This is a genomic window from Muriicola marianensis, assembly GCF_014638095.1.
GTDB classification, from domain to species: Bacteria; Bacteroidota; Bacteroidia; order Flavobacteriales; family Flavobacteriaceae; genus Muriicola; species Muriicola marianensis.
In genome coordinates this window covers 278,501-301,866 of the sequence record NZ_BMFH01000002.1, presented here as the reverse complement: position 1 = coordinate 301,866, position 23,366 = coordinate 278,501, and the positions used below count along the sequence as shown (strand labels likewise).

25 protein-coding genes are annotated in these 23,366 nt (G+C 47.4%); 9 read left to right on the top strand and 16 right to left on the bottom strand.

Annotated elements, in window-relative coordinates; genetic code table 11:
* Positions 1–50: 50 nt before the first annotated feature.
* Positions 51–2,576, top strand: a complete 2,526-nt coding sequence (locus IEV19_RS12290; protein WP_188371032.1) for a M14 family metallopeptidase — start codon at positions 51–53, stop codon at positions 2,574–2,576.
* Positions 2,577–2,600: 24 nt separating this feature from the next.
* Here the strand turns inward: IEV19_RS12290 and IEV19_RS12285 are convergent, their stop codons facing one another.
* Together IEV19_RS12285 and IEV19_RS12280 are read right to left on the bottom strand one after the other, a co-directional pair.
* Complete coding sequence (locus IEV19_RS12285) at positions 2,601–3,587, bottom strand: 1-acyl-sn-glycerol-3-phosphate acyltransferase (RefSeq protein WP_262890091.1); 987 nt, start codon at positions 3,585–3,587, stop codon at positions 2,601–2,603.
* A gap of 65 nt (positions 3,588–3,652) precedes the next feature.
* Positions 3,653–4,573 (bottom strand): bile acid:sodium symporter family protein, encoded by a 921-nt coding sequence (locus IEV19_RS12280; protein WP_308418541.1) that lies wholly within the window; start codon positions 4,571–4,573, stop codon positions 3,653–3,655.
* A 147-nt stretch (positions 4,574–4,720) separates the two neighbouring features.
* On the opposite strand from IEV19_RS12280, the gene IEV19_RS12275 reads away from it, so the two are divergent.
* Both IEV19_RS12275 and IEV19_RS12270 read left to right on the top strand, forming a co-directional pair.
* Positions 4,721–5,281: a thioredoxin family protein gene (locus IEV19_RS12275; protein ID WP_188371030.1), complete on the top strand. Its 561-nt coding sequence runs from the start codon at positions 4,721–4,723 to the stop codon at positions 5,279–5,281.
* Positions 5,266–5,820, top strand: a complete 555-nt coding sequence (locus IEV19_RS12270) for a GNAT family N-acetyltransferase (RefSeq protein ID WP_188371029.1) — start codon at positions 5,266–5,268, stop codon at positions 5,818–5,820. The genes IEV19_RS12275 and IEV19_RS12270 overlap by 16 nt, the downstream gene beginning before the upstream one ends.
* 8 nt (positions 5,821–5,828) lie before the next feature.
* On the opposite strand, the gene IEV19_RS12265 is transcribed toward IEV19_RS12270, so the two are convergent.
* A complete protein-coding gene (locus tag IEV19_RS12265) occupies positions 5,829–6,371 on the bottom strand; it encodes a YfiT family bacillithiol transferase (RefSeq protein WP_188371028.1) in 543 nt (180 codons plus the stop codon).
* A 244-nt stretch (positions 6,372–6,615) separates the two neighbouring features.
* On the opposite strand from IEV19_RS12265, the gene IEV19_RS12260 reads away from it, so the two are divergent.
* On the top strand, positions 6,616–6,810 hold the full coding sequence (locus tag IEV19_RS12260) for a cold-shock protein (protein WP_188371027.1): 195 nt from the start codon (positions 6,616–6,618) through the stop codon (positions 6,808–6,810).
* Between the two features lie 418 nt (positions 6,811–7,228).
* Here the strand turns inward: IEV19_RS12260 and IEV19_RS12255 are convergent, their stop codons facing one another.
* The 3 genes from IEV19_RS12255 to IEV19_RS12245 all read right to left on the bottom strand — a co-directional run bounded on the left by IEV19_RS12255 (position 7,229) and on the right by IEV19_RS12245 (position 10,515).
* On the bottom strand, positions 7,229–8,161 hold the full coding sequence (locus IEV19_RS12255) for a peptidylprolyl isomerase (protein WP_188371026.1): 933 nt from the start codon (positions 8,159–8,161) through the stop codon (positions 7,229–7,231).
* A gap of 87 nt (positions 8,162–8,248) precedes the next feature.
* Positions 8,249–9,640: a M20/M25/M40 family metallo-hydrolase gene (locus IEV19_RS12250; protein ID WP_188371025.1), complete on the bottom strand. Its 1,392-nt coding sequence runs from the start codon at positions 9,638–9,640 to the stop codon at positions 8,249–8,251.
* Complete coding sequence (locus IEV19_RS12245) at positions 9,637–10,515, bottom strand: PPK2 family polyphosphate kinase (protein WP_188371024.1); 879 nt, start codon at positions 10,513–10,515, stop codon at positions 9,637–9,639. The genes IEV19_RS12250 and IEV19_RS12245 overlap by 4 nt, the downstream gene beginning before the upstream one ends.
* Before the next feature lie 176 nt (positions 10,516–10,691).
* Between IEV19_RS12245 and IEV19_RS12240 the strand changes: the two genes are divergently transcribed.
* Entirely contained in the window at positions 10,692–11,396 is a 705-nt protein-coding gene (locus IEV19_RS12240) for a hypothetical protein (protein ID WP_188371023.1), read from the top strand.
* Between the two features lie 14 nt (positions 11,397–11,410).
* Here IEV19_RS12240 and IEV19_RS12235 read toward each other — a convergent pair whose 3' ends face one another.
* From IEV19_RS12235 to IEV19_RS12195, 9 genes are all read right to left on the bottom strand, one after another.
* Positions 11,411–12,574 (bottom strand): sigma-54-dependent transcriptional regulator, encoded by a 1,164-nt coding sequence (locus tag IEV19_RS12235; protein WP_188371022.1) that lies wholly within the window; start codon positions 12,572–12,574, stop codon positions 11,411–11,413.
* A gap of 147 nt (positions 12,575–12,721) precedes the next feature.
* Positions 12,722–13,591: a mechanosensitive ion channel family protein gene (locus tag IEV19_RS12230; protein ID WP_188371021.1), complete on the bottom strand. Its 870-nt coding sequence runs from the start codon at positions 13,589–13,591 to the stop codon at positions 12,722–12,724.
* Between the two features lies 1 nt (position 13,592).
* Positions 13,593–14,933 carry an ABC transporter permease gene (locus tag IEV19_RS12225; protein ID WP_188371020.1) on the bottom strand — a complete coding sequence of 447 codons (1,341 nt, stop codon included), beginning with the start codon at positions 14,931–14,933 and terminating at the stop codon, positions 13,593–13,595.
* Positions 14,926–15,861 (bottom strand): ABC transporter ATP-binding protein, encoded by a 936-nt coding sequence (locus IEV19_RS12220; protein ID WP_188371019.1) that lies wholly within the window; start codon positions 15,859–15,861, stop codon positions 14,926–14,928. The genes IEV19_RS12225 and IEV19_RS12220 overlap by 8 nt, the downstream gene beginning before the upstream one ends.
* Positions 15,862–16,198: 337 nt before the next feature.
* The gene (dnaJ, locus tag IEV19_RS12215; protein ID WP_188371018.1) at positions 16,199–17,311 is read right to left on the bottom strand and encodes a molecular chaperone DnaJ; all 1,113 of its coding nucleotides are present in this window, start codon (positions 17,309–17,311) and stop codon (positions 16,199–16,201) included.
* Positions 17,312–17,320: 9 nt separating this feature from the next.
* The gene (locus tag IEV19_RS12210) at positions 17,321–17,896 is read right to left on the bottom strand and encodes a nucleotide exchange factor GrpE (RefSeq protein ID WP_188371017.1); all 576 of its coding nucleotides are present in this window, start codon (positions 17,894–17,896) and stop codon (positions 17,321–17,323) included.
* Positions 17,897–18,025: 129 nt separating this feature from the next.
* Positions 18,026–18,976: a TIGR01777 family oxidoreductase gene (locus IEV19_RS12205; protein WP_188371016.1), complete on the bottom strand. Its 951-nt coding sequence runs from the start codon at positions 18,974–18,976 to the stop codon at positions 18,026–18,028.
* A 109-nt stretch (positions 18,977–19,085) separates the two neighbouring features.
* Positions 19,086–19,748 carry a tRNA (5-methylaminomethyl-2-thiouridine)(34)-methyltransferase MnmC2 gene (gene mnmC2, locus IEV19_RS12200; protein ID WP_188371015.1) on the bottom strand — a complete coding sequence of 221 codons (663 nt, stop codon included), beginning with the start codon at positions 19,746–19,748 and terminating at the stop codon, positions 19,086–19,088.
* A 1-nt stretch (position 19,749) separates the two neighbouring features.
* Positions 19,750–20,253 carry a DUF4920 domain-containing protein gene (locus tag IEV19_RS12195; protein WP_188371014.1) on the bottom strand — a complete coding sequence of 168 codons (504 nt, stop codon included), beginning with the start codon at positions 20,251–20,253 and terminating at the stop codon, positions 19,750–19,752.
* 105 nt (positions 20,254–20,358) lie between these two features.
* Between IEV19_RS12195 and IEV19_RS12190 the strand changes: the two genes are divergently transcribed.
* The gene (locus IEV19_RS12190; protein ID WP_188371013.1) at positions 20,359–21,426 is read left to right on the top strand and encodes a branched-chain amino acid aminotransferase; all 1,068 of its coding nucleotides are present in this window, start codon (positions 20,359–20,361) and stop codon (positions 21,424–21,426) included.
* A gap of 46 nt (positions 21,427–21,472) precedes the next feature.
* On the opposite strand, the gene IEV19_RS12185 is transcribed toward IEV19_RS12190, so the two are convergent.
* Entirely contained in the window at positions 21,473–21,859 is a 387-nt protein-coding gene (locus IEV19_RS12185; RefSeq protein ID WP_188371012.1) for a pyrophosphohydrolase domain-containing protein, read from the bottom strand.
* 346 nt (positions 21,860–22,205) lie between these two features.
* On the opposite strand from IEV19_RS12185, the gene IEV19_RS12180 reads away from it, so the two are divergent.
* The 3 genes from IEV19_RS12180 to IEV19_RS12170 all read left to right on the top strand — a co-directional run bounded on the left by IEV19_RS12180 (position 22,206) and on the right by IEV19_RS12170 (position 23,348).
* Complete coding sequence (locus tag IEV19_RS12180; RefSeq protein ID WP_188371011.1) at positions 22,206–22,385, top strand: hypothetical protein; 180 nt, start codon at positions 22,206–22,208, stop codon at positions 22,383–22,385.
* 17 nt (positions 22,386–22,402) lie between these two features.
* On the top strand, positions 22,403–22,777 hold the full coding sequence (gene crcB / locus IEV19_RS12175; protein WP_188371010.1) for a fluoride efflux transporter CrcB: 375 nt from the start codon (positions 22,403–22,405) through the stop codon (positions 22,775–22,777).
* A 232-nt stretch (positions 22,778–23,009) separates the two neighbouring features.
* On the top strand, positions 23,010–23,348 hold the full coding sequence (locus IEV19_RS12170; protein WP_188371009.1) for a P-II family nitrogen regulator: 339 nt from the start codon (positions 23,010–23,012) through the stop codon (positions 23,346–23,348).
* Positions 23,349–23,366: the final 18 nt, after the last annotated feature.

Below are 23,366 nucleotides of genomic sequence, written 5' to 3'. Positions count from 1 at the left end.
GCTTGTCCTTCTAATGAGTACCTTTTGCGACCGTATAAAAAACGATTCGAATGAAAAAAGCACTACTCCTAATCGGACTTATTTTTACCTGTTTTCTCTCTGCCCAGGACGATCTTTCCCTGGACTATTACCTGCCTCAGCAACTGTCTTATGATCCTTCAATCCCAAAACCCATTGATGTCATCGGGCATGAGGTGGGAGAATGGCATGTCACCCATGACAAACTCATGTTTTACATGCAGACTCTCGCTGAGGCCAGCGACCGGATCATTATTGAGAACAGGGGTACCACCTTTGAAGGCAGGCCTATCCTGTTGCTTACCGTGACCTCCCCCGAGAATCACGGCAGGCTGGAGGAGATCAGGCAACAGCACCTGGCCTTGAGTGAGGCCGGAGGGAACAGTACCAGTGTGGAGAATATGCCCATCGTGGTCTACCAGGGCTTTTCAGTACACGGCAATGAACCCAGTGGAGCCAATGCCGGACTCGCCTATGCGTATTATCTGGCTGCTGCACAGGGTCCCGAAATAGATGAGATGCTGAAGAATACCGTCATTTTGATGGATCCTTCATATAATCCTGATGGCTTGCAGCGATTTGCCTATTGGGCCAACACCAACAGGAATATGAATCTGACTGCGGACAATAATGACCGGGAATATCACGAGGTATGGCCCGGCGGTCGTACAAACCACTACTGGTTCGACGTCAATCGGGACTGGTTGCCGGTGCAGCTTCCGGAAAGCCGGGCGCGGATCAAAACCTTCCATCGCTGGCTGCCGAACATTCTGACCGATCACCATGAGATGGGTACCAATTCCACCTTCTTTTTCCAGCCCGGTGAGCCGACCAGGGTACATCCCCTGACCCCGAAGCTCAATCAGGAACTCACGGCTGAGATAGGTACTTACCACGCCAAAGCCCTTGATAAGATCGGTTCACTGTATTATTCGGAGGAGAATTATGACGACTACTATTACGGCAAGGGATCTACCTTCCCTGATGTGATGGGAAGCATTGGAATCCTTTTTGAACAGGCCAGCTCCAGAGGCCATATTCAGGAGAGTGAGAACGGCACACTGACCTTTCCTTTTACGATCCGCAACCAGTTTACCACGGCCCTCTCCACCGTGGAAGCTGCCCAGAAGATGAGGACAAAATTATTGAGCTATCAACGTGATTTCTACAGGGATCTCAGATCTGAAGCGGGCAGAAGCAAGACAAAAGCTTTTATCTTCGGGGATGAGAAAGACGGGGCAAAAGCCTGGCACCTGGCAGAGATCCTCGAACGCCAGAATATCGACATACACGAACTGGGGCAGGATGTGACCTTGGGAGGCAAGCGTTATGTAAAAGGCAAGAGCTATGTGGTACCCCTCGAGCAAAAGAATCACCGGCTGATCAAGGCCATGTTCGAAAAGAGGACCACCTTCACAGACAGTTTGTTCTACGACATCTCAGCCTGGACCTTCCCTTTGGCGTTTAACCTCGATTACGCAGAGCTCACCTCCCTTTCCAATGCCGGACCCCGGATTGGAGAATTAAAAGAATTACCCGGATCCGTAAGTGGCGAAAGCTCCTATGCCTATTTGTTCGAATGGCATGAATACTACACTCCTAAAGCCCTCAATCAGATCCTGGAAAAAGGATTGAGAGCTAAAATCGCACAGTATCCTTTCAGTATGAATGGTGTCAACTACGACTATGGGACTGTCATGATACCCGTACAGAACCAGTTACTGAGCAAGCGGGAATTGTATGACTTCCTTTCTGGGGTTGCGAAGGATAGCCATATCGAGATCACGTCGGTGAATACCGGCCAGACCCGGGGAATCGACCTGGGCAGCGGAGATTTCGAGCCTGTAGAAAAACAAAAGGTGGCGCTCATCGTGGGCGAAGGTATGCGCTCCTATGATGCCGGGGAGATCTGGCATCTCTTCGATACGAGATACAATATCACCCTCACTAAAATTGATACAGAATACCTTTCGAGGGCCGACCTGAGTTCGTACACCGATATCATTATCCCGGGAACCTGGGGAAGTGCGGGCCTGGACAAATCCGGTACTGAGAAACTCAAGGATTGGGTCAGGGCCGGGGGAACCCTCATCGGGTACCGCAATACAGCCAATTGGTTTGATAAAAATGAATTCCTCGACCTGGTATTTAAAAAAGATACCCTGGTTGCAAAAAATGTCTCCTTCGGGGAGAGAGAAGACTTCAGGGGAGCTCAGGTAACAGGGGGTGCTATTTTTGAAGCCAGGTTAGATCGATCCCACCCTATCAACTTTGGGTATAAAAACGGTACCCTTCCCCTGTTCAGGAACTCCAACATCTACCTGGAACCTGAAAAGGACAGTTATAACAACCCAATACAGTATACGGCCTCCCCTTTGATGAGCGGGTACATTTCTGAGGAGAATGCCTCCCTTATCTCCAACAGCACCCCGTTCAAGGTAAGTAGCATGGGGAGAGGAAAGGTTGTTCTGTTTACGGATAATACCAACTTCCGGGCTTTCTGGTACGGAACCAACAAGCTCCTGATGAACGCTATCTTCTTCGGGGATATGATGTAAGTGGATGGGTAGCTACCCGATTGGTTACCCCGATCGGGAGCTTCCCGTTTTTACATAGAACAGACTCAGGAGGAAATGCAGGATGACTATCAAGCCGCCCCAGAGTGCATTCAGCTGTGTATAGCAAATCCACCAAAGGAGGATATAGAATAACGGCTGGACGAAGATCACATAGGCAAACCTAAAGGTGCTAATGAATTCTACTTCAAGTATCCGAGGCTTGAGGAAAAACCTCCATATGACGATGGTCGGAGCATTGATCAGATAAAAGATCCATTTAAGTATCGAACGCAGCGGACTTCTCTTCGTCCTATTCTCTTCTTTTCTTTTCTCCGGATATTTCGCCAGGGCCTCACGGGCCTCTGAAGGATCCAGGTAGTTCAATCCAAGGGAGTCGAGATACGCCAGCTTTTCTGCATACTCCTCATCAGGGGCAATGTGAGTGGTATTCCTTTGCAGGGCTTCGGACACCTCCTGTTTTATACGGGTTACTGAGCCCTGAATGTCATCTTTGTTGTAAAATGCACGTGAGGAGATTGGGTCATCGAAATAAAAAGCAACCCTGTCCGGAAATTCCGAAGCATTCTCATAATTGATCCCCACCGGGACAAGGAGGACATCGAGGTCTGCATCCTGGTCGAGTGCCGCAAACAAAATCCTGGTAAATCCCTTGCTCAGTGGCCTCACCTTTCTCATAATGTTGTGGTTGGCCTCAGGGAACAAAAGGATATATCCGCCACTTTTTAAGATACGGACACACCCCATAAAGATCTCTTCGTTCTTGCCCAGGGTATCGCGCCCGTCCCTCATACGGTATATAGGCAGCATCCTGAGGAACCGGAAAATCTGATTGACAACCGGGTTGACAAAGATATCAGCCCTTGTAAGGAAATAGGTCCTGAAAGGGGTGAAGGCAGCTATTACCAATGGATCCATCAGGGCATTCTGATGGTTTGCAAGAAACATCACCGCTTTGTTTCTTGGCACCTTGTGATAGCCATACAGCTTCATGTCACGGTAGTAGCAAAACAACCCGAAACATGCAATTCTTTGGGTTATGTCATACATCAGTCGCCTCATCCCCTCACCTCCTCTCTCACAGGCCTGTAGGCCCAAAAACTTCCAAGGAGTAGCCCGGAAATTAGGTGCCAGATACCCCAGAATGCAGTGATCACAGCCATGCCTCCCAGGCCGTCAAAAAATGTAAAGATCAGGACCAGGCCAAGCCCTGAATTCTGGATCCCTGTCTCAATAGTGATACTTCGGGTATCTCTGGGGGATAACCCGGCCAACCGGCCCACCATATAACCCGTGAGAAAAGCGACAGAGTTCTGGATGAACACCAGCCAGAAAACCAGATGTAGATAGTCGCGGATCTGTATCCTGTTGTTGTAGATCACGACCAGGATAAGGCCTATAAAAAATGCGAGGGAAATGTGTTTCAAATAGTTGGCCATACGCCCGGCAAGAGCCGAATAACGCTCATTCATCCACACCCCCGCCAGAAGAGGCACCCCGAGGATGAGAGCAACGATCCGGACCATTTCTAATGAATCGATGGAAATTACCCTGAGCAGGTCGTGTGCTGGTGGATAAAGGGAACCCCAAAAACTCAGATTCAGAGGAGTAAGCAGGATGGCAAAAAGGGTTGCATTGGCCGTGAGGGCCACAGATAAAGCCCTGTTGCCTCCTGCATAGGAGGTGATAAAGTTGGAGATGTTCCCACCCGGACAGGCAGCTACCAGGATCATTCCAAGGGCGAGACTGGGGTCCGGCCTAAAAAAAAGGACAAGAAGGAAAGTGACCAGCGGCAGGGCCAGGAACTGGCACAAGACGCCTACCAGAACAGGGCGGGGATTACTGATCAGAGACCTGAAATCACTTACCCTGATATGCAGGGCTACACCAAACATGATCAAAGCAAGGATGACGTTCAGGACCCAGAGAGTCTCTGTGGAAAAATCAATTCTCGCCTCGTCTAATGCAGCTTGTATCACCTGTTCGATTTTCAATAACCACAACTGTATCCTTACCAAAGATAACCAAGTTCAGGTTTTGGGATTTTGGGATTCCTACCTTGAATTTCTTTAAAGGTACCTGAATCTGCCAGAGGCTTGCTATTTTTGTAGAATAAATTCATCCTCATGGCACGTACCCCCAGTAATATGCTTCCCCTGGGCACCAGGGCGCCTCATTTCGAACTCCCCGATACGGTATCTGGAACACGGAAATCCCTGGAAGATGTCAGGGGCGAAAAAGGAACCGTGGTCATGTTCATCTGTAACCACTGTCCCTTTGTCAAACATGTCAACCCAGCCCTTACCAGACTTGGCAAAGCTTACATGGAAAAAGGTATTGGCTTTGTAGCCATCTCCAGCAATGATGTGATCAACTATCCGGAGGATGCTCCCCATTTGATGAAGGAGAATGCCCTTGCTGAAGGATATCCCTTTGCCTATCTCTATGACGAGACACAGGAAGTAGCACGAGCCTACGATGCAGCCTGCACCCCTGACTTTTATCTTTTCGATTCAAAATTGGATCTGGTGTACAGGGGGCAGTTAGACTCATCCAGGCCCGGTAATGGTATTCCTCTGACCGGTGATGATTTAAAACAGGCGATGGACAGGCTGATCTCAGGGAAACCCCAGGCAGAGACCCAGAAGCCGAGTATCGGATGTAATATAAAATGGAAGAAAAATTAGAAGAACGGGGCCAGCCGACCATCCAACTGGAACCCGTCATTGTGGAGACCCTTGATCTCTACTGCAAAATAGGGGAACAGGCCTACAGGGATCATTATCTGCATTTATGGCCCGATCAGGACCCTTCTCCATATATCGAGAATAGCTTCAGGGCCCGGCTGGTCCAAACGGAGCTGGTCCAAAAAAACAATCTCCATTATCTGGTACGATCCGGGGCGACGATCATTGGGATCGCTAAACTCGTCCTAAATAAAAATCCAAAAGGACTTATATTTTCTGATCCCGTATTCCTGGAAAAGATCTATCTGTTAAAAGAATATACCGGGAAGGGTTATGGCCCCAAGGTACTCTCCACCTTGCACGACAGGGCCCGGCAATTGGGGATGGGGTATATCTGTCTTTCTACCATGCAAAAGGGAAGGGCTTTGTCATTTTATCTCAAAATGGGCTATGAAATCCTCAGGGAAGAGGTATTGCCCTTCGAGAATGCTATTCCGGAGGAAAAGGGCATGTACCTCCTGGGGCGGTCTCTTAAATAGTGAAGGGCCTACCAGTTCATTCGCTCCGCAAGTCCCTGAATATGGGCTAAATGGTGGTTGCCATGCCAGGCGTATTTGCCCGCATTCTCTTCCAGGCTTACCACAACATTCCCATCGGGATGAATGAACTCCCTTTTCCAGTCGGCTTCCGTGAGTCCTTTCAACATAAAGACCAGCCTGGAGTGAACCGCATCGAGGTGATTCAGGGAGAGGTCGATATGGCCATCCTGGGCATCGGCGAGTTGTGCCCACTCCTTTTCAAGATAGGGCTTGATGACAGGGCGGTCTTCTGTGAGAGCCCATTTAAACCGGATATAACTGTGATGGTGGCTGTCTGCGATGTGATGCACCACCTGCCTTACCGTCCACCCGCCGGGGCGGTAAGGAGTGTTCAGCTGAGTGTCGCTGAATGGCTGGACAAGGTCCCTGAGATTGACAGGGAGGGCTTCAATCTGGGCGATCCAGTCCTTGAGTAGTAACGAAGTGATCCTGGCCGGTTTTATAAAATGCCCAATGGGGTATTTCAGGTTTTCAAGTTCTGACGGTTCCATATCAACAAAAAATACAAGTAAAGGTATAGAAATAAGATGGCAAGCTCCTACAGACTTAAAGCTCTAAGTAGCCAAAATTTAAAAATTAACACACGACCTGGTTGTGAAATGCCATTATTAAAGCCGATTTAGTAAGGCTGACAGCCAATAAAAAAGGGACGCATAGATTTAAAATTGGAAAATCGACCTTATTTCTAATTATTAAACGTACCTTTGGCGCCTTAACATTTTATTATTTTTTATTATGAGTAAAGGAACAGTAAAATTCTTCAATGATTCCAAAGGTTATGGTTTTATCACTGAAGATGGTTCATCAGTAGATCACTTTGTACACATTTCCGGCTTAATTGACGAAGTACGCGAGGGTGATGTTGTGGAATTCGAACTGCAACAAGGAAAAAAAGGAATGAACGCCGTTAATGTGAAAATAATTGACTAGGTAATACTCTCATTTTCTTTATAAACCCCGGTTGTTTAACCGGGGTTTTCTTTTTGCGATTGTTCATAACTTGTTATTAACTTCCCCTGACCTCCACACAACAATTAAGGTGATTCTGCGTCCTACATGTACACCCCTTAACCCCTTAATAACCAACGCCAATGTATTCCTTTCTCTGGATCCTGCTGGTTTTGATCGCGATCAATATCGTCTTATTGTTGCTGAGTACTGCCCGCAAAAGTGAATTTTAAATCCTTTTACCCTGAGGTAGGGTAAATGGCAGACATAGCTGTTATGTAAGAAAAGCTATGACTGTATTTTTTGGAATAATGGGCTTTCTGGTTGTACTAAACCTTGCCCTCCTCCTGTTTTCCATACAACTGGCAAACAGGAACTGAATATTTGACCTCCTCTTATTTTAGGAGACCTCCATCAGCTCCACGTCAAAGATGAGGGTGGCATTTGGAGGGATCACTCCGCCTGCCCCGGCACTGCCATAAGCGAGGTGGGAAGGGATCACAAACCGGGCCTTGTCCCCGACCTTCAGCAAACCTATTCCTTCATCCCAACCAGGGATGACCTGTCCGACCCCCAGTTGAAAGGTGATAGGCTCCTTGCGCCTGTAAGAAGAGTCAAAGACCTGTCCGCTGGCAAGTGAACCTTCATAGTGGACAGATACACGCTGACCTGTTTCGGGTCTTTTACCATTCCCTTGCTGAATGATCTTGTATCGAAGACCGCTCTCCGTTTTGTCGAATCCGGCTGAAATCTTCTGCATCTCGGCCTCGGCTATTTCTTTTTGTTTTGCAATCCTTTCTTCCTTGGTCTTTTCGAAAGACCTGAAGGCTTGAAGGGCATCCCATGCCTCACAGGCATCTCCGACCCTCAGGATCTCCACGGAGTCCATAGTATCACCCTGTTCTATGGCATCCACAACTTCCTGTCCCTGTTCGACATGTCCAAAAACAGTATGCTTGTTATCTAGCCAGGGGGTTGCTGTATGCGTGATAAAGAACTGGCTGCCGTTAGTTCCGGGGCCGGCGTTGGCCATGGAAAGTACACCGGGGGCATCGTGCCTTAGATCTGGATGGAATTCATCGTCGAATTTGTATCCGGGATCTCCTGTGCCCGTACCCAGAGGACATCCCCCCTGTATCATGAAATCGGGAATCACGCGGTGAAAGGTCAAGCCATCGTAATAAGGCTTGCCTTTAGATCGGGCCTTATTATCGAGTTTACCTTCGGCCAGGGCGACAAAATTGCCCACTGTACCGGGGGTTTTTTCATGAGTGAGTTTTACCAGGATCTCTCCTTTTGCAGTATTGAATTTAGCGTAGATTCCGTTTTCCATGTGGCTTTATTTTAAGAGCCGCAAAGATAGGGATTCTGCACCTAAAAGCCAGTTGGCCTGCACTTCAATTCAATCCCGGGAAATAACTCAGTTACCGATGGATCCCAGTTCGTATTTGTCCGCCAGGTAGATCAGGCTCGTCATCGCCGCTGCCCCCAGTTCGAGCTCTCTCCGGTTCACGTGCTCAAAAGTGTCATTCTGGGCGTGATGATGCGCGAAATATCGCTGGGAATCAGGTCTGAGCCCGGCCAGAACCATGCCCTCCTTCTTGAGAGGCCTGATGTCGGCTCCGCCTCCGCCTCTGATAAAATGATCAGAGAGATATGGTTCAAACAGGGACTCCCATCCCGCGATCTTTTCGAAATCTGCGTCCGAACTGTCGAAGCCAAATCCACGGGGTGTGAATCCCCCTGCATCACTTTCCAGGGCAAAGACGTGCTTCTCCCCTTTCTGTTCAGCCTCGGCAGCGTATTTCCTTCCGCCTCTGAGCCCGTTCTCCTCATTCATAAAGAGGACCACACGGATGGTCCGTTTGGGTTTATACCCGCTCTTTTTCAGCAATCTTAGCACTTCCATACTCTGAACACATCCGGCCCCATCGTCATGGGCCCCGTCTCCCAGGTCCCAGGAATCGAGATGACCCCCGACTACCATGATCTCTTCAGGTTTGGTACTGCCCCTGATCTCCCCGATTACATTGTAGGATTGAACGTCCTCCAATTGTTTGCAGTTTAGCTTGAAATAGAATTGTACTTCCGGGTTGAGTTTTAACGTTGTGCTCAGGAATTCGGCCCCGTTGGTACTAATAGCAGCAGCCGGGATCCTGTCCTTTTCGGGCAGATCCCCATAATTGGTGGAGCCTGTATGGGGATAGTCGTCGAGCCGGAGGTTCATCGACCTGACGATAACGCCTACAGCGCCATATCTGGCAGCCTGGGCTGCTCCTGACGATCTCTGGTCAACCGCACCCCCGTAGGCCTGGAAAGTATTCAATAGCCTGGGGTCCATAGGTCTGTTGAAGAAAACGATCTTCCCTTTGATCCTTTCCTGCCCAAGGGTCTCAAGTTCCTCCAGGGACTGCACCTCCACCACCTCTGCCTTGACTCCTCCCGGTGGAGTGGCCACTGATCCGCCCAGGGCGCAAATCGGAATGTTGCTCGTGTAACCGGGCTTGCTTTCGAGGTAGGCGAATTCAGGGGTTCCCCTCACCCATTTGGGCACCATGACAGGTTGTAACCAGACCCTGTCTAATCCCAGGGAATCGAGTTCTGCCCGGGTATAGTTAACCGCCTGTTCCGCCTGTACGGAACCCGAAAGTCGGCCTCCTATCTGATTGGAAAGATAATTGAGCCAGTCATACGACTTACCCTGCGTCAGGGCCAGATCGTAAAACTTTCTGATCTGCTCCTGATCATTCGTTTGTGCTGTACTATTCAGCACCTGCAAAACGATAATAATTAAAATAAAAGTCCTTCTCATTCGCTTTCTAATTGTCTTTTGTATTCTTCAATATTTGCCCGGGTCTCCTCATCCAGTTCGGGCTCTACCACATCTGTATACTTGCTGAGTTCTTCCAGGAGGATCTCCGCCACGATAACCCTGGCAGCTTCCTTGTTGTCCGCAGGGATCACGAACCAGGGAGCGTGTTCTTTGGAAGTATGGTTGATGGCTTCCTGGTAACACCACTGGTATTTGTCCCACAGGGCCCTCTCTTTGAGGTCGCCGGCTGAAAATTTCCAGTTCTTTTCCTGCAATTCGAGCCGCCTCAGCAATCGCTGCCGCTGTTCTTCCTTGGATAGGTGAAGGTAGAACTTAAAGATAATGGTCCCATTCTCTGCAAGGTGTTTTTCGAAATCGTTGATCTGACGGAACCTTTTTTGCCAGAATTCCTCGTCGATGTCCTCTACTGTATGGATACCCGGAATGTGTTCCCCGAGGATGTAAGAAGGATGGACCCGTGTTACCAATACGTTCTCATAATGCGTCCGGTTAAAGACCCCGAATTTCCCCTTGGGGGGAAGGGCGATGTAATGTCTCCAGAGGTAATCATGGCTTCTCTCCAGTTCTGTGGGTACCTTAAAACTGTGGACCTGTACGCCTCTGACATTAAAGTCCTTGAATACTTCCCTGATCAGACTGTCTTTGCCTGCCGTATCCATTCCCTGTAAACAGATCAGGACGCTGTACTTGTCATGGGCATACATCACATCCTGAAACTTTCCGAGCTTAACCCGAATCTTCTCCAGGTACTTCTTGAGTTTTTTATCGGATTCCCCGAATGGATCCGTTGTGGGAATGTCTTTTAACTTTACGGTCTTGTCGACCTGATAGGTTTTACTTTTGATCTTCTTCATAGGCTGAAGATAGGACATTTATCGGTGCTTTGCTTACACTCAACTCATTAAATACGGATAGTCTTAAATCCCTAAAATAGTGCGAAAAACGTGGGATTTTCCCCATATGACGATAAAATAAGGGGTTGATTCTCCATATTTCTATTTTAGGTCACCCAAATCTGAGATAACGTCCCATGTCATTACAGGTGCTGACAATCTATCTATGGCTCGCTTTACTGCCCTTTCCTTCGGGCACAGGATTCTCCAATGCCTGTGAATTTGCGGGGTCGAACATCAGTTATATCAGATCGAATACCCAAAAGGCCATCGAAGCCGACAAAATAAACATGATCCACTACTATGCCTATAAGGCATTGAGCGCTATTGACAAGAGCAAGGATCAATTTGCTGCCTGTGGATGTGAATACGCCCAGTCCGGCATTGAAGAGAGTGAGCGTTATCTCAAACAAGCGATAAAAGCAAGTTCCCTTATGGGAGCCCGCATGCTTTTAGAGAAATCACTGGATCATGCCCAGGGTAGTCTGGAAGCGCTTGAAGATCATCCTGAGATCCACACCAGTGAATACGGAAACGATCTTAGCGTAAATACCCGGGAGGACAAGGCCAGGGTTCAATCCTTCAGACCTATTTCCGGAAAGGAGCTCGAAAAAAAGGTAGAGTCTTCCCTGGAAAGTTTCAGGATTTCACTGGAGAAGGTCATCTCCACCTTACCATGCAAGGAGGCCGAGAATTACGTCCTGGGAGTTTTCCAGCGATGCGAACTTGAATTGCTTAAAGCCGAGCTCACGGAAGGTAAGCGATACTACAACTTGAAGACGAAGAATATCGCAGCGCGCGCCCTGGAAAAATTAGGAGAACGCTGTTCGGCCACAAATTAGGGAAGTGTCATTCTTTATTTACTGGCGAAGAGTTTGACATCTGCCTCCGTGATCTCATCATTTCCCAGAATGGTGAGCCTTTCGACCACATTCCGCAATTCCCGTATATTCCCCGTCCAGTCGTATTCCTTGAGGAGGGATACCGCCTTTGGCGAGAATTGCTTGGGGGCAGTGCCCTGTTCGCCGGCAATTTTTTCTGAGAAATGTTCGATGAGCAATGGAATATCTTCCCTGCGATCGTTGAGAGAAGGAACATTGATCAGGATCACCGCCAGTCGGTGGTAGAGGTCTTCCCTGAACCTGCCTTCCTCTATCTCCTTTTTGAGGTCTTTATTGGTGGCTGCCACTACCCTGACATCTACATTGATATCCTTGTCTGAACCTACCCTGGAGATCTTGTTCTCCTGCAGGGCGCGAAGCACTTTGGCCTGGGCAGACAGGCTCATATCCCCTATCTCATCCAGGAAGATCGTGCCTTTGTTTGCAGCTTCAAACTTTCCGGCCCTGTCCTTGATAGCCGAGGTAAAAGCCCCTTTTACGTGGCCGAACAGTTCACTTTCAATAAGTTCGGATGGGATGGCCGCACAGTTTACTTCTATAAAAGGCGCATTGCTCCTCTCGCTCTTCTGATGGATCCAGTGGGCGACGAGTTCCTTCCCGGTACCATTGGATCCAGTGATCAGTACACGGGCATCCGTAGGAGCCACCTTGTCTATGATCTGCTTGATATTACTGATCTCAGGACTTTCCCCTATCATTTCATAATTCTTGCTCACCTTCTTCTTCAGGATCTTGTTCTCCACCACCAGTTCCTTTCTGTCGAGCGCATTTCTGACCGTTGTAAGAAGGCGGTTAAGGTCCGGGGGTTTGGAGATATAATCAAAGGCACCGAGTCTCATGGTGTTGACGGCAGTATCCAGGTCACCATGCCCGGAGATCATGATAAAAGGGATTTCCGGTTTAATCTTCCGGGATGCCTGCAGGACTTCCACCCCATCCATTTTGGGCATTTTTATATCGCACAAGGCGAGGTCATAGTCGTTCTTCTTGATCATCTCAAGTCCCTTCTGCCCGTCCTCAGCTTCTTCCAGTTCGTATTGGTCGTTCTCTTCCGTCAGGATCTTGATCAGTACCCTGCGTATAGCCGCTTCATCTTCAATTACTAATATTTTTGACATGTCTGCTATTTAATAATGTTGTTCATATAGACCCGGTGCTCATTCATTTTCCTTACTCCCATTCAAAAACGATGCCAGTGCCATTTTCTTATGCAGACTAACCAACAGCTGAATTCATGTTGGATGCTACCTGCTTTTGATCAGCACCTATTCCTTTTTGAGGGAAATGGGGCCGTGCTGATAGAAATGCACATCCCTCTGAGGGAAAGGTATGGTAATTCCTTTCTCCCTGAAGCGGGTATCAATCTTATAGCGCATCTCAGACCGCATCCTCGGTACCCTAAAAGCATCAGAAATAAAGAAGTTCAGAGAAAAGATCAGGGCAGAATCCCCGAAATCATCGAACTGCACAAAGGGTTCCGGATTCTTGAGCACCCCTTTCTGTTCCTCAGCGATCTCAGTGAGGATCTCCGTGACCAGTTTCACGTTGCTGCCGTAAGCCACGCCGATATTCAGGGCTTCCCGGGTAATATTGTGATTCTGGGTATAGTTATAAATGGTGTTTGTCAGAAAGATATGGTTGGGGATGATCAATACCTTGTCGTCCCGGGTAATGGCCCTTGTACTCCTCAACCTGATCTCGAAGACTTTCCCTACCTTACCCTCAACCTCGATAATGTCACCCACGTGTATAGATTGATCTAGGATCATCAGGATACCGGAAATGATGTCCTGGAAAAGATTCTGGAGCGCAAAACCGAGGCCTACAAAAAGGGCGGCCGAAGCCGTGAGCAGTACGGTGAGGTTCACCCCTGAAGAATGGAGGATTACGATGATCACCAGGATGTAGGAAAGGTATTTTAAGAAAGAGAAAATACTGACGAACTTATTCTTGTCGGCCTCTGGCAGTTTTTTGACGACGATGTTGTGGATGATGCGCAACACATAGGTGACCACAACCACCCCGATAACGATGGTGAGGAAGGTACCTATGGTGATATGAATATTCTCACTGTCATAGATCTGATATGACAACAGATCGTTGAAGTTTTTCCAGAGTTCTCTTACCTTTTCCATCCTAGTATTTTAACCATTTGAACAATTCCTTGTAACTGGGCTTTTTCCCGTACATCAATATGCCCACCCTGTAGATCTTAGCGGCCAGCCAGACGATCCCGATAAAGGTAACCAACAACAGGAATATAGAAAGACCCAATTGCCAGATTGGGACACCTCCCTCTCCCAGACCCCCGGGCAGGCGCATAAGCATGACTATGGGCGAGGTCAGGGGAAATAGTGAAAAACCAACAGCTATCGGCCCGTGAGGGTTTCCAAAAACAGAAAAGAATCCGACGTATATCGCCAGCATAAGCGGGAGAATGATCGGGAAAATAAATTGCTGGGTATCCGTTTCATTGTCTACTGCTGCCCCAATGGCTGCGTAGATTGAGCTGTAGATCAGGTATCCCAATACAAAATAGATCATGAAGAAAAAGATAAGCATGGCCCATGGTATACGCATCAGTTCAATGGCGTATAACTGCATCTCACTGCCAGCAGAATTCATCTTGCTGAGCTCGTTCATCCCGGCACCCCCCGGAAGGGCTCCCGCTGTTTCAAAAGCAGAGGTTTCCAGGCCCATAAACGACATGATCGCGAGCAGTAAAAGGGAGGCAGAAAAGATCCAGATCGCAAATTGTGTCAGTCCGGCTAGAGAGGTTCCGATGATCTTTCCCATCATCAGTTGGAAGGGCTTGACAGAAGAGATGATCACTTCTATGATCCTGCTGGTCTTTTCCTCAATGACACTTCTCATGACAAAGCCCCCGTAGATGATGATGAACATCATAATCAGGTACCCGAACCCACCACCGATAAACGCTTTCAGCTCGTTGAGACCTTTCAGGTTTCTCTCGCCTTCAAAGGTCTCCGTCTTCAATTGAAAATCCGTTTCTATGGAAGCGAATTCAGCCGGGGTCACACCAAGGTCGAGCAGTCTTTGTTGTCTCAGCCTGTCCCTGAAGATCAGATCCAGCCTGTCTACCACGCCTGAAACGGGGGCTTCTTTGGTATATAGCAGGGTACCCCTGGCAACCTCTTCAGGCGAATTGCCTGCCGGCAGGTACAGAAGACCGTAGAAATTCTGACCTATGACTGAATCCTTGGCCTGTTCCAGGGAAACATCCGTGAACTGTACAAAGGACATGGACTCTGTAGAGGAAAAGTCTTTTGAGTAATACACACTTTCATTGAGCACTCCTAATACCCTGACCTCCCGGTCGTTGATCTCAGTGAGATAAGCGATGAGCACAATCATCCCCACCATCAGGACAGGACTCAAAAAGGTCATGATCACAAAGGATTTATTGCGGACCTTTGCGAGATACTCCCTTTTGATGATCAGGCCTAGCTTATTCATGGATCGATTTGCTTTGTACTGTCCTTATAAAGATATCATTGGCCGAAGGAATGGTCTCGACAAAACTGTTGACAGTTCCCTTTTTGGAGAGGTGATGTAAAAGAGGTGCGGTATCAGGAGAAGGTAGCTTTACTTCAAAGGCTACCTGAGATTCCTCCGGATCAAAGGAGGAGGAGGTAATCTGAAAATGCTCCGAGAGTTCCCTGAGGACGTCCTCTCCTTTCTGAACGGCCATTCCCACGGTAAAGACATTATTCTTGTATTGCTTTTTTATCTCGGAAAGCTTGCCGTCAAGGATCTTTTCGGCATTGTGAAGAAGGGCGATATATTCGCAGATCTCTTCTACGGATTCCATACGGTGGGTGGAGAAGATAATAGAAGTCCCCTTTTCCTTTAAATGCAGGATCTCCTCTTTGATGATATTGGCATTGATCGGATCGAAGCCGCTAAAAGGTTCATCGAAAATAAGCAATTTGGGCTCGTGCAGCACCGTGACGATGAATTGGATCTTCTGAGCCATCCCCTTAGAAAGCTCCTGAATCTTCTTATTCCACCAGTCGCCTATCTGAAGCCTCTCAAACCAGTACAGGAGCCTTCTTTTTGCCTCGGTTTTAGACAACCCCTTCAATTGGGCCAGATACAGGGCTTGCTCCCCCACTTTCATGCTTTTATAGAGTCCCCTCTCTTCCGGCAGATAACCGATCATAGATACGTGGTGAGGCAGCAGGGGTTCCCCTCCGAAGAGGACAGAACCGCTGTCGGGATAGGTGATCTGATTGATGATCCGGATCAGCGTGGTTTTCCCTGCCCCGTTAGGCCCCAGTAGTCCGTAGATGCTGTTAGCCGGGATTTCCAGGGAAACATTGTTGAGTGCAAAATTTGATCCGTAGCGTTTGGTGATCCGTTCGGCAACCAGGATGGGGCTCATGCATGCAATTTTGTCAAAGATATAGAATTGGAGGTAAAAGTTTGAGGTATTGAATCTATATGTAAGGTCAAAGGAAAGGAGGTTTTAAGCTCGGCTTGTAAGTCCATTTGAAGATCACCTGTTAAGGCGATTTGTCAACTTTACCCTGCACCGATCGCCAGGTCATTACCGCCCGATTTCCAAGGGTTACAGTGCCAGGTCCATCTCTTTAAAAAGCAAAACCCATCCCCGAAGGATCGAGGATGGGAAAAAAATTGCTATGAAAAAGAAAATTAATACCGGTCTCCCAGTATCGGATCAAATATACGTTTTTTATTTAAACCGCCTATGAAATGGTTTAAGAAAACATGTCTTTTACCTTCTCAAAAAAGGATTTGTCCGATTTCTCAGGTTTGGGCTCAAAATTTTCGTGTGAATTCATCTTTTCGAAAAACTCCCGCTGCTCTTTAGTCAATTCCTTGGGGGTCCAGACATTTACGTGTACCAACAGGTCCCCGCTGCCGTATCCATTGAGGTTATTGATCCCCTTGCCCCTCAGGCGCAGGATCTTACCGGATTGGATTCCTGGCTCCAACTTGATACGAACTTTACCTCCCACCGTATCGATCTCTTTGGAAGTGCCCAGAACCGCATCTGAGATGCTGATATAGAGGTCGTAATGAAGGTTGTCCCCTTCCCGCTTCAGGGTCTCGTGTTCCTTGGTCTCGATCGCCACAAGCAGGTCGCCCGGCACACTGTTGCCCGGAGCTTCATTTCCTTTACCGCTTACCTTGAGTTGCATTCCGTCCTCAACCCCGGCCGGAATCTTGATAGATACGGTCTCTTCCACCATCTCTAATCCCTGGGCATCTGCATTAGAAGGCCTGTGATCTATCACCTGTCCGCTACCACTGCAATTGCCACAGGTGGTTGCGGTCTGCATTCGCCCGAGGATAGTGTTTGTAATCCTGGTTACCTGCCCGCTACCGTTACAGTTAGGACAGTTTTTATAGGTTACCCCTTGTGCCTGAACCTTCCTCTTAACCTTGACTTTTTTCTCTACTCCGTTGGCCACTTCATCAAGGGAGAGTTTGACACGGATCCTGAGATTGCTCCCTTTCACTCTTCTCTGTCCTCCGCCAAAGCCTCCGAAACCTCCGAAACCACCACCAAAGGCACTGCCGAAGATATCACCGAACTGGCTGAAGATATCCTCCATGTTCATTCCGCCGCCGCCGAATCCGCCGCCTTCAAATGCCGCATGGCCGTATTGATCATACCTGGCACGTTTATCCGGATTGCTCAGGACCTCATAGGCCTCGGCTGATTTTTTGAACATCTCTTCAGCCTTGGGATCTCCGGGATTCTTGTCAGGGTGGTATTCCAGCGCCTTTTTCCTATACGCCTTCTTTATATCTGCCGCCGATGCCGATTTATCAATCCCCAGTATTTCGTAATAGTCCTGCTTCATGTCTTCCGTTTAATTACCAACTACAACCTTGGGATGCCTGATGATTTTATCTCCCAGGCGATATCCTTTCTCAACCACATCTATGATCTTGCCCTTGAGCTTTTTGTTTGGGGCAGGGATCTGGGTGATCGCATCGTGTATCTCGGCGTCAAAGGCATCGCCTTCCTCTGCCTTTATATCTTCCAGCCCTTTGGCTTTCAGGGTGTCTTTGAATTTATTGTAGATCAGTTCCACTCCTTTGAAAAGCTCTTTCTCTGAAGACTTTCCCAACTCCTTTAAAGCGCGCTCAAAATCGTCCATTACAGGAAGAAGGGACACCATGACCTCCTGACCAGCGGTTTTGAAGAGATCCATTCGCTCCTTGGAGGTCCGCCTCTTGAAATTTTCAAATTCCGCAAAAAGTCTGAGAAATTTATCTTTTTCCCTTTCCAGTTCTTTCTCTAATTCTTCTTCCCTGGAGAGTTCTGCAGTCTGTTCATTTTCTTGCTCCTGTGACTCTTCCTGTGATGCTTCCTGTGCAGCTTCATCCTGGGTCAGGGCATCTTTTAATTCATCCATTTCTTCTATTCTGTCTTTTTCACTCATGTTGGGCGCATTTTTACCTCGTCGCTTCAAGAAGGCAAAAGTACTGCCAATTCTCCTAAAATGTCAAAATGTCACACAAAAAACACCCTCATTGGGGTGTTAAACGCGGTACGGAGTATGAACCTGAGATCAGACGAACTCTTTTTGGAAGATATCGCTGGATGTTTCTTCCGAATGTAAAATATCTTTCAGTGCGCTGCAGATGTTCTTAAAATTAAAGTCGAATCCTTCTTCCTCTATCTTTTTGCTGCTGACTCGCTGGCTGGCAAACAAGAGGTAGGACATATCTCCCAGGACAGCTTTCATCAAACCCTGAGGGATGTTCGGCAGGATGAGGGGCTTGTTCAGCACGGCTGCGATCTCTCTGACCAATCTCGAATTGGTGACAGGGTTGGGAGCTACCCCATTGAAAACACCTTCGAGGCCATGGTCGATCACGAAGAGAAACTGACGCGCAAGGTCATCGATGTGAATCCATGACTGCCACTGCTCACCGCTGCCAAATGCGGCACCCATATAGGCCTTGACCGGTCTTACCATGGCAGGCAGGGCGCCTCCATCCATAGAGAGAACCAGCCCTACACGGATCATGGCCACCGGGAAGGAAAATTCTTTGAAGGCCGAGATCTCTTCTTCCCATTTTGAGACTACCTCTCCAAGGAAGCTATCATCTATCTCCGATTCGTCCTCTGTGTAGTACCGGTCGAGTGAATCCGGATACAGTCCAATGGCAGATGCCGACACAAAAGATCTTATCTCGCTGAGATCACTTTTTTCCATGGCAGACCTCAGTGTCCGCAGACTGTCTATCCGACTGTTGAGTATATCTTTTTTATTGGATTGGGTCCATCGCTGAGAAATGCTGGAACCCGCCAGATTGATCACGGCGGTAACTCCCTCAAGACATTTGGAATCTATTTCACCCTTGGAGGGATTCCAGTAAAATCCACGGATTTTGCCTTTAGTAGTGAGTTTATTTTTTCGGGTCGTGAGGTAATTGACTTCTATTTGGTTCTCGCGGCACTTTTGAACGATAACTTTGCCAATCAACCCGGTAGCCCCAGTGATCAAAATGCGCATGTGTAATTTTTTGTAAATATATTTGATTTACAGGCGATTTGGAGCGGGTTTAAATAAGGTTTAACAGTATTGTTTAAGGGTTTCAGTGGTTTACTCCTTAACCATTCCGTTATGCTTTATTCGCTCTGAGCATTTCTCTCTTCCCCGGAGGTCCGGGTAACCTGTCTACAGTAAATCCTGCGGCCTGCATGGCCCTTCGAACACTTCCCTTTGCCGAGTAAGTAACGAGTACGCCATTTGATTTTAAGGCGTTAAACATTTTTATGAAGATGGATTCAGTCCACAACTCCGGCTGAACCCTCGGACCAAAGGCATCGAAATAAATGAGATCGTATTCCTGTTCATCTGAGATTTGGCCAAAATCCTTCTTCTGTTTAGTGAGGGTGAATTCAGGTGTTAGCTGAACCGGAATATCCCACCGGCAAAGGTGCATTTCACGGTACACCTGCTCTAGCTGGTCCAGGTCCAACTCCCTGGCGTAATTGAGCTCCTCTACCTCTTCCATTGAGATCGGATAGGCCTCAACGCCTGTGTAGTGGATAATCAGATCTTTTTTTTGTGCTTCGTTTAAGGTGATCAGGGCATTCAATCCCGTTCCAAATCCCACTTCCAGGATACGGATCTCATTTTGCTGACACACTGCCAGACCGTGGTCGATAAAAACGTGGCAGGCTTCGTTCACTGCACCGTGGGTGGAATGATAGTGCTCATTCCAGTCCTCCAGGCTGATTGTCCTGGAACCATCAGACGTTGTGATGATACGCCTTTTCACCTCAGTCGTTCAACAGTACACCATCTGCTACAAAACTGTAGGTCACTTTGGGAGTGGTGATCTTTGCTATTTCCTCCTCTGAGGCCCCGCCGTCCTCGGCATAGTGACGTTGATCCTCCACGCTGATCTCTTCGATGAACCCTGTACCTTGCAGAACTACCTCCCTGCCGGTGATATCCTTGGGAACGAAAAAGCCGTAATCCTTGAAGGTGACCCTCATCTCTTCTTTTCCATCCAGCGATACCTTGATCCAGCAGCCTTTCATCTGGCAAACATCGGTCACCTTGCCTGTAAAGGAAACTTTCAGGCTGTCTTTAGGTTCGAGTTTATCAAATGCCATGGCTATTTCCTGAGCGGAAGAGGCGCCTTCGGGATCGAAGGACGAACCAAAGAACTGGACTTCCGATTCGGATGGTTCAGGAGAAACTGTCTGGCTTTGAGATTTATTTTCCTTACATGCGGTAAGAAGGAGTAAAAATGCAAGGAAAATGTTAATTGATTTCATTTTATTCGGGATTTGAGTTGACAATGCAAAATTGGGGATTTTTCAGCCAAAAAAGAAGGAACAAGAGTTCATAATTGAGTATTTTTGACCTGAAAATTTCTGTAAATGGAGACCAACGTTACGAACATCATCATAGAAAAAGTAAAGAAATCGAGAATCTCGGAAGTGGATTTTTCGAACCTTCCTTTTGGTAAGGTACACTCAGACCATATGCTGGTCTGTGACTTCCGGGACGGAGCCTGGCAAACACCAAAAATTGTTCCTTATCAGGGAATTACTCTCGATCCATCTGCCAAGATATTCCACTATGGGCAGTCGGTCTTCGAAGGCATGAAAGCTTACAAGGACGATCAGGGGAAAGTCTGGCTTTTCAGGCCGGAGGAAAACCAGAAAAGGCTCAACATTTCCTCCAAAAGGATCTCCATCCCTGAACTTCCCAGAGAGATCTTTATGGATGGCTTAAAGGCGCTCATTCAACTGGAGAAAGACTGGGTACCCACCACCCCGGGCAGTTCTCTTTATATCAGGCCTTTTATTTTCGCTTCCGGAGCCGGGCTGCATGCCTCCCCGGCAGACCAATATAAATTCTTCATCGTTTGTGCACCTTCCGGTCCTTACTTTTCAGGTAAGGTTAAGGTCCTCATAGAGGAAAAATATTCAAGGGCCGCAAACGGAGGCGTGGGCTATGCCAAAGCGGGGGGAAACTATGCCGGTCAATTCTATCCCACCCAGCTGGCGATCCAAAAAGGATACCAGCAAGTGATATGGACAGATGACAACACCCATGAATACATAGAAGAAGCAGGAGCCATGAATATTTTTGTCCGGATCAACGACACCCTGCTGACGAGTCCGGTGAGCGACCGTATCCTGGATGGGGTTACCCGAAAAAGTGTGATCGATATTGCTCGATCAGAGGGTATTCCTGTCGATATCAGAAAGGTAAGAGTCGAGGAGCTGGTCGCAGCTTCCAAGAACGGTAGCCTAAAAGAAATGTTCGGCGCCGGGACTGCCGCCGTGATCTCCCCGATCTCAGGTTTCGGCTTCAGGGGAACTGATTACAGCCTTCCCGACCTGGAGGACAGTTATGCATCACGCCTGAAAAAGAGAATTACCGACATACAGTACAACAAGGCAGAAGATCCTTTTGGGTGGCGGTTTGAGGTAGTTTGATTTACATGCGCTTCTGGGATGTATTCGTTGGGATAAAATCAACTGACTACCTGTCCAGAATACCTTTGATATCGGGTTTGAAGTAATCGGGACCCTTCAGAACCTTGCCGTCTTCCCTGTAGATAGGTTTTCCGTCCGCTCCCAATTTACTCATGTTGCTGCGCTGTATTTCCTCAAATACCTCTTCGATAATATGCTGCATCCCGTGTTCAAGGATGGTCCCGCAAAGGATATAGAGCATATCACCCAAAGCGTCTGCCACTTCCACCGCATCGTCCTTCTTAGCTGCTTCAAAATATTCCCTGTTCTCCTCATCCATAAGATTAAATCTCAGGAGGTTCTTCTCTTCCCCCAGATCGGCCCTGGGACTTTCTGAAATTCCCAGTCCAAAGGAACGATGAAACAGGGCAACAGCATCGATCTTACTTTTCATGATATGTGTATTTCGCGTAATTTTGCACTAAAAATAGACATTATGTTCAGCACAGGACAATTAATTTTTGCGGCCTTATTCGTACTTGTCTTCGCCTCAATTATCGTTATTTCCTATAAAAAGGACAAGGATCTTCACCAAAAGAACTACAAAGGTGTAAAATGGGTAGGGATCGTTTTTGTCCTATTCGTAATTATCCTTTTTGGTCTTAAATATTTGCTGAAAAATTAACAGTTTTTTTGCCTACACCACAAAAATTAAAGACCTGACAACATAATCGGCATTTCATGCGTATACTATAAGAAAACACGTACTTTTGCGTTATACTTTCAAAGAAATCCGATAAATGACAACCTTTTTTACCATTTTCTTCATTTTAATTGCAGTGAATGCAGGCCTGCTTACCTTCAGCGTGGTGATGAACAAGCGCAGGCAAGCCGAGATTTCCGGCGATAGAAATGATGCAGCTCAAGAGAAGGTATACCCCCTCGATTTGTCATCTTCAGAATACCGGAAAGCCATCTAGATTCCTATCTTTAGGGAATGAAAAATTTTTTACTGGTCTTCCTCGGGGGTGGTATCGGAAGTGCCCTTCGCTATTTAATCAGTAAAGCCTTAAACCCGTTTATCCCTTCTTTCTTCCTGGGAACCTTTGGGGTTAACATGCTGGGATGTCTTTTGATTGGTCTCATCCTTGGCCTTTCGGCAAAGTACACCAGCTTTAGTAATACCGCTGTTTTATTTCTCACTGTCGGATTTTGTGGCGGCTTCACGACCTTCTCCTCCTTTGCCCTGGAAAACTACGGCATGATCAGGGAAGGACAAATATTTCTCTTCCTACTTTATATACTGGGCAGTGTCGTCCTTGGTATCCTGGCTGTTGCAGCAGGACTCTGGTTGATAAAAGCCTTATTATAACACTCTGTTTTTCAGTGTTTTAATTTCTATACATACCCCTTTTCTTACGGGTACTGTTAAAACTCGCCTACAAAAAAACCATATTCCCAAAATTTACAATTGAGAATATCATACCCTAATTTTTTAGGGGTCTATTTTGTAATAATGATAAAAATGATCAGATAACCCCCATTTTTTTAGGGGGTTATTTCTTTTAATCTAATTTTGGCCCCATCAACAATAAACTAATACAATGAAAAAAGTAGAAGCAATCATTCGCAAATCAAAGTTTGACGATGTGAAAAAAGCACTTCATGCAATCGAGGTGAATTTCTTCAGCTACTGGGATGTAACCGGCGTGGGGAACGAGAAACAGGGACACGTGTACAGGGGTATCTCCTATAGTACTTCAGATATACAGCGTAGATATCTGGTGATCGTCGTCTCAGATGATTTTCTCGAGAAAACCGTAAGCACCGTTCTGGATGCCGCTTATACCGGCAATGTAGGGGACGGTAAAATCTTTGTATCCGAGGTCACCGATGCCTACAGGATCCGCACTCGTGAAAACGGATATGAAGGGATTAACTAAATCTGATAACTAACTAAC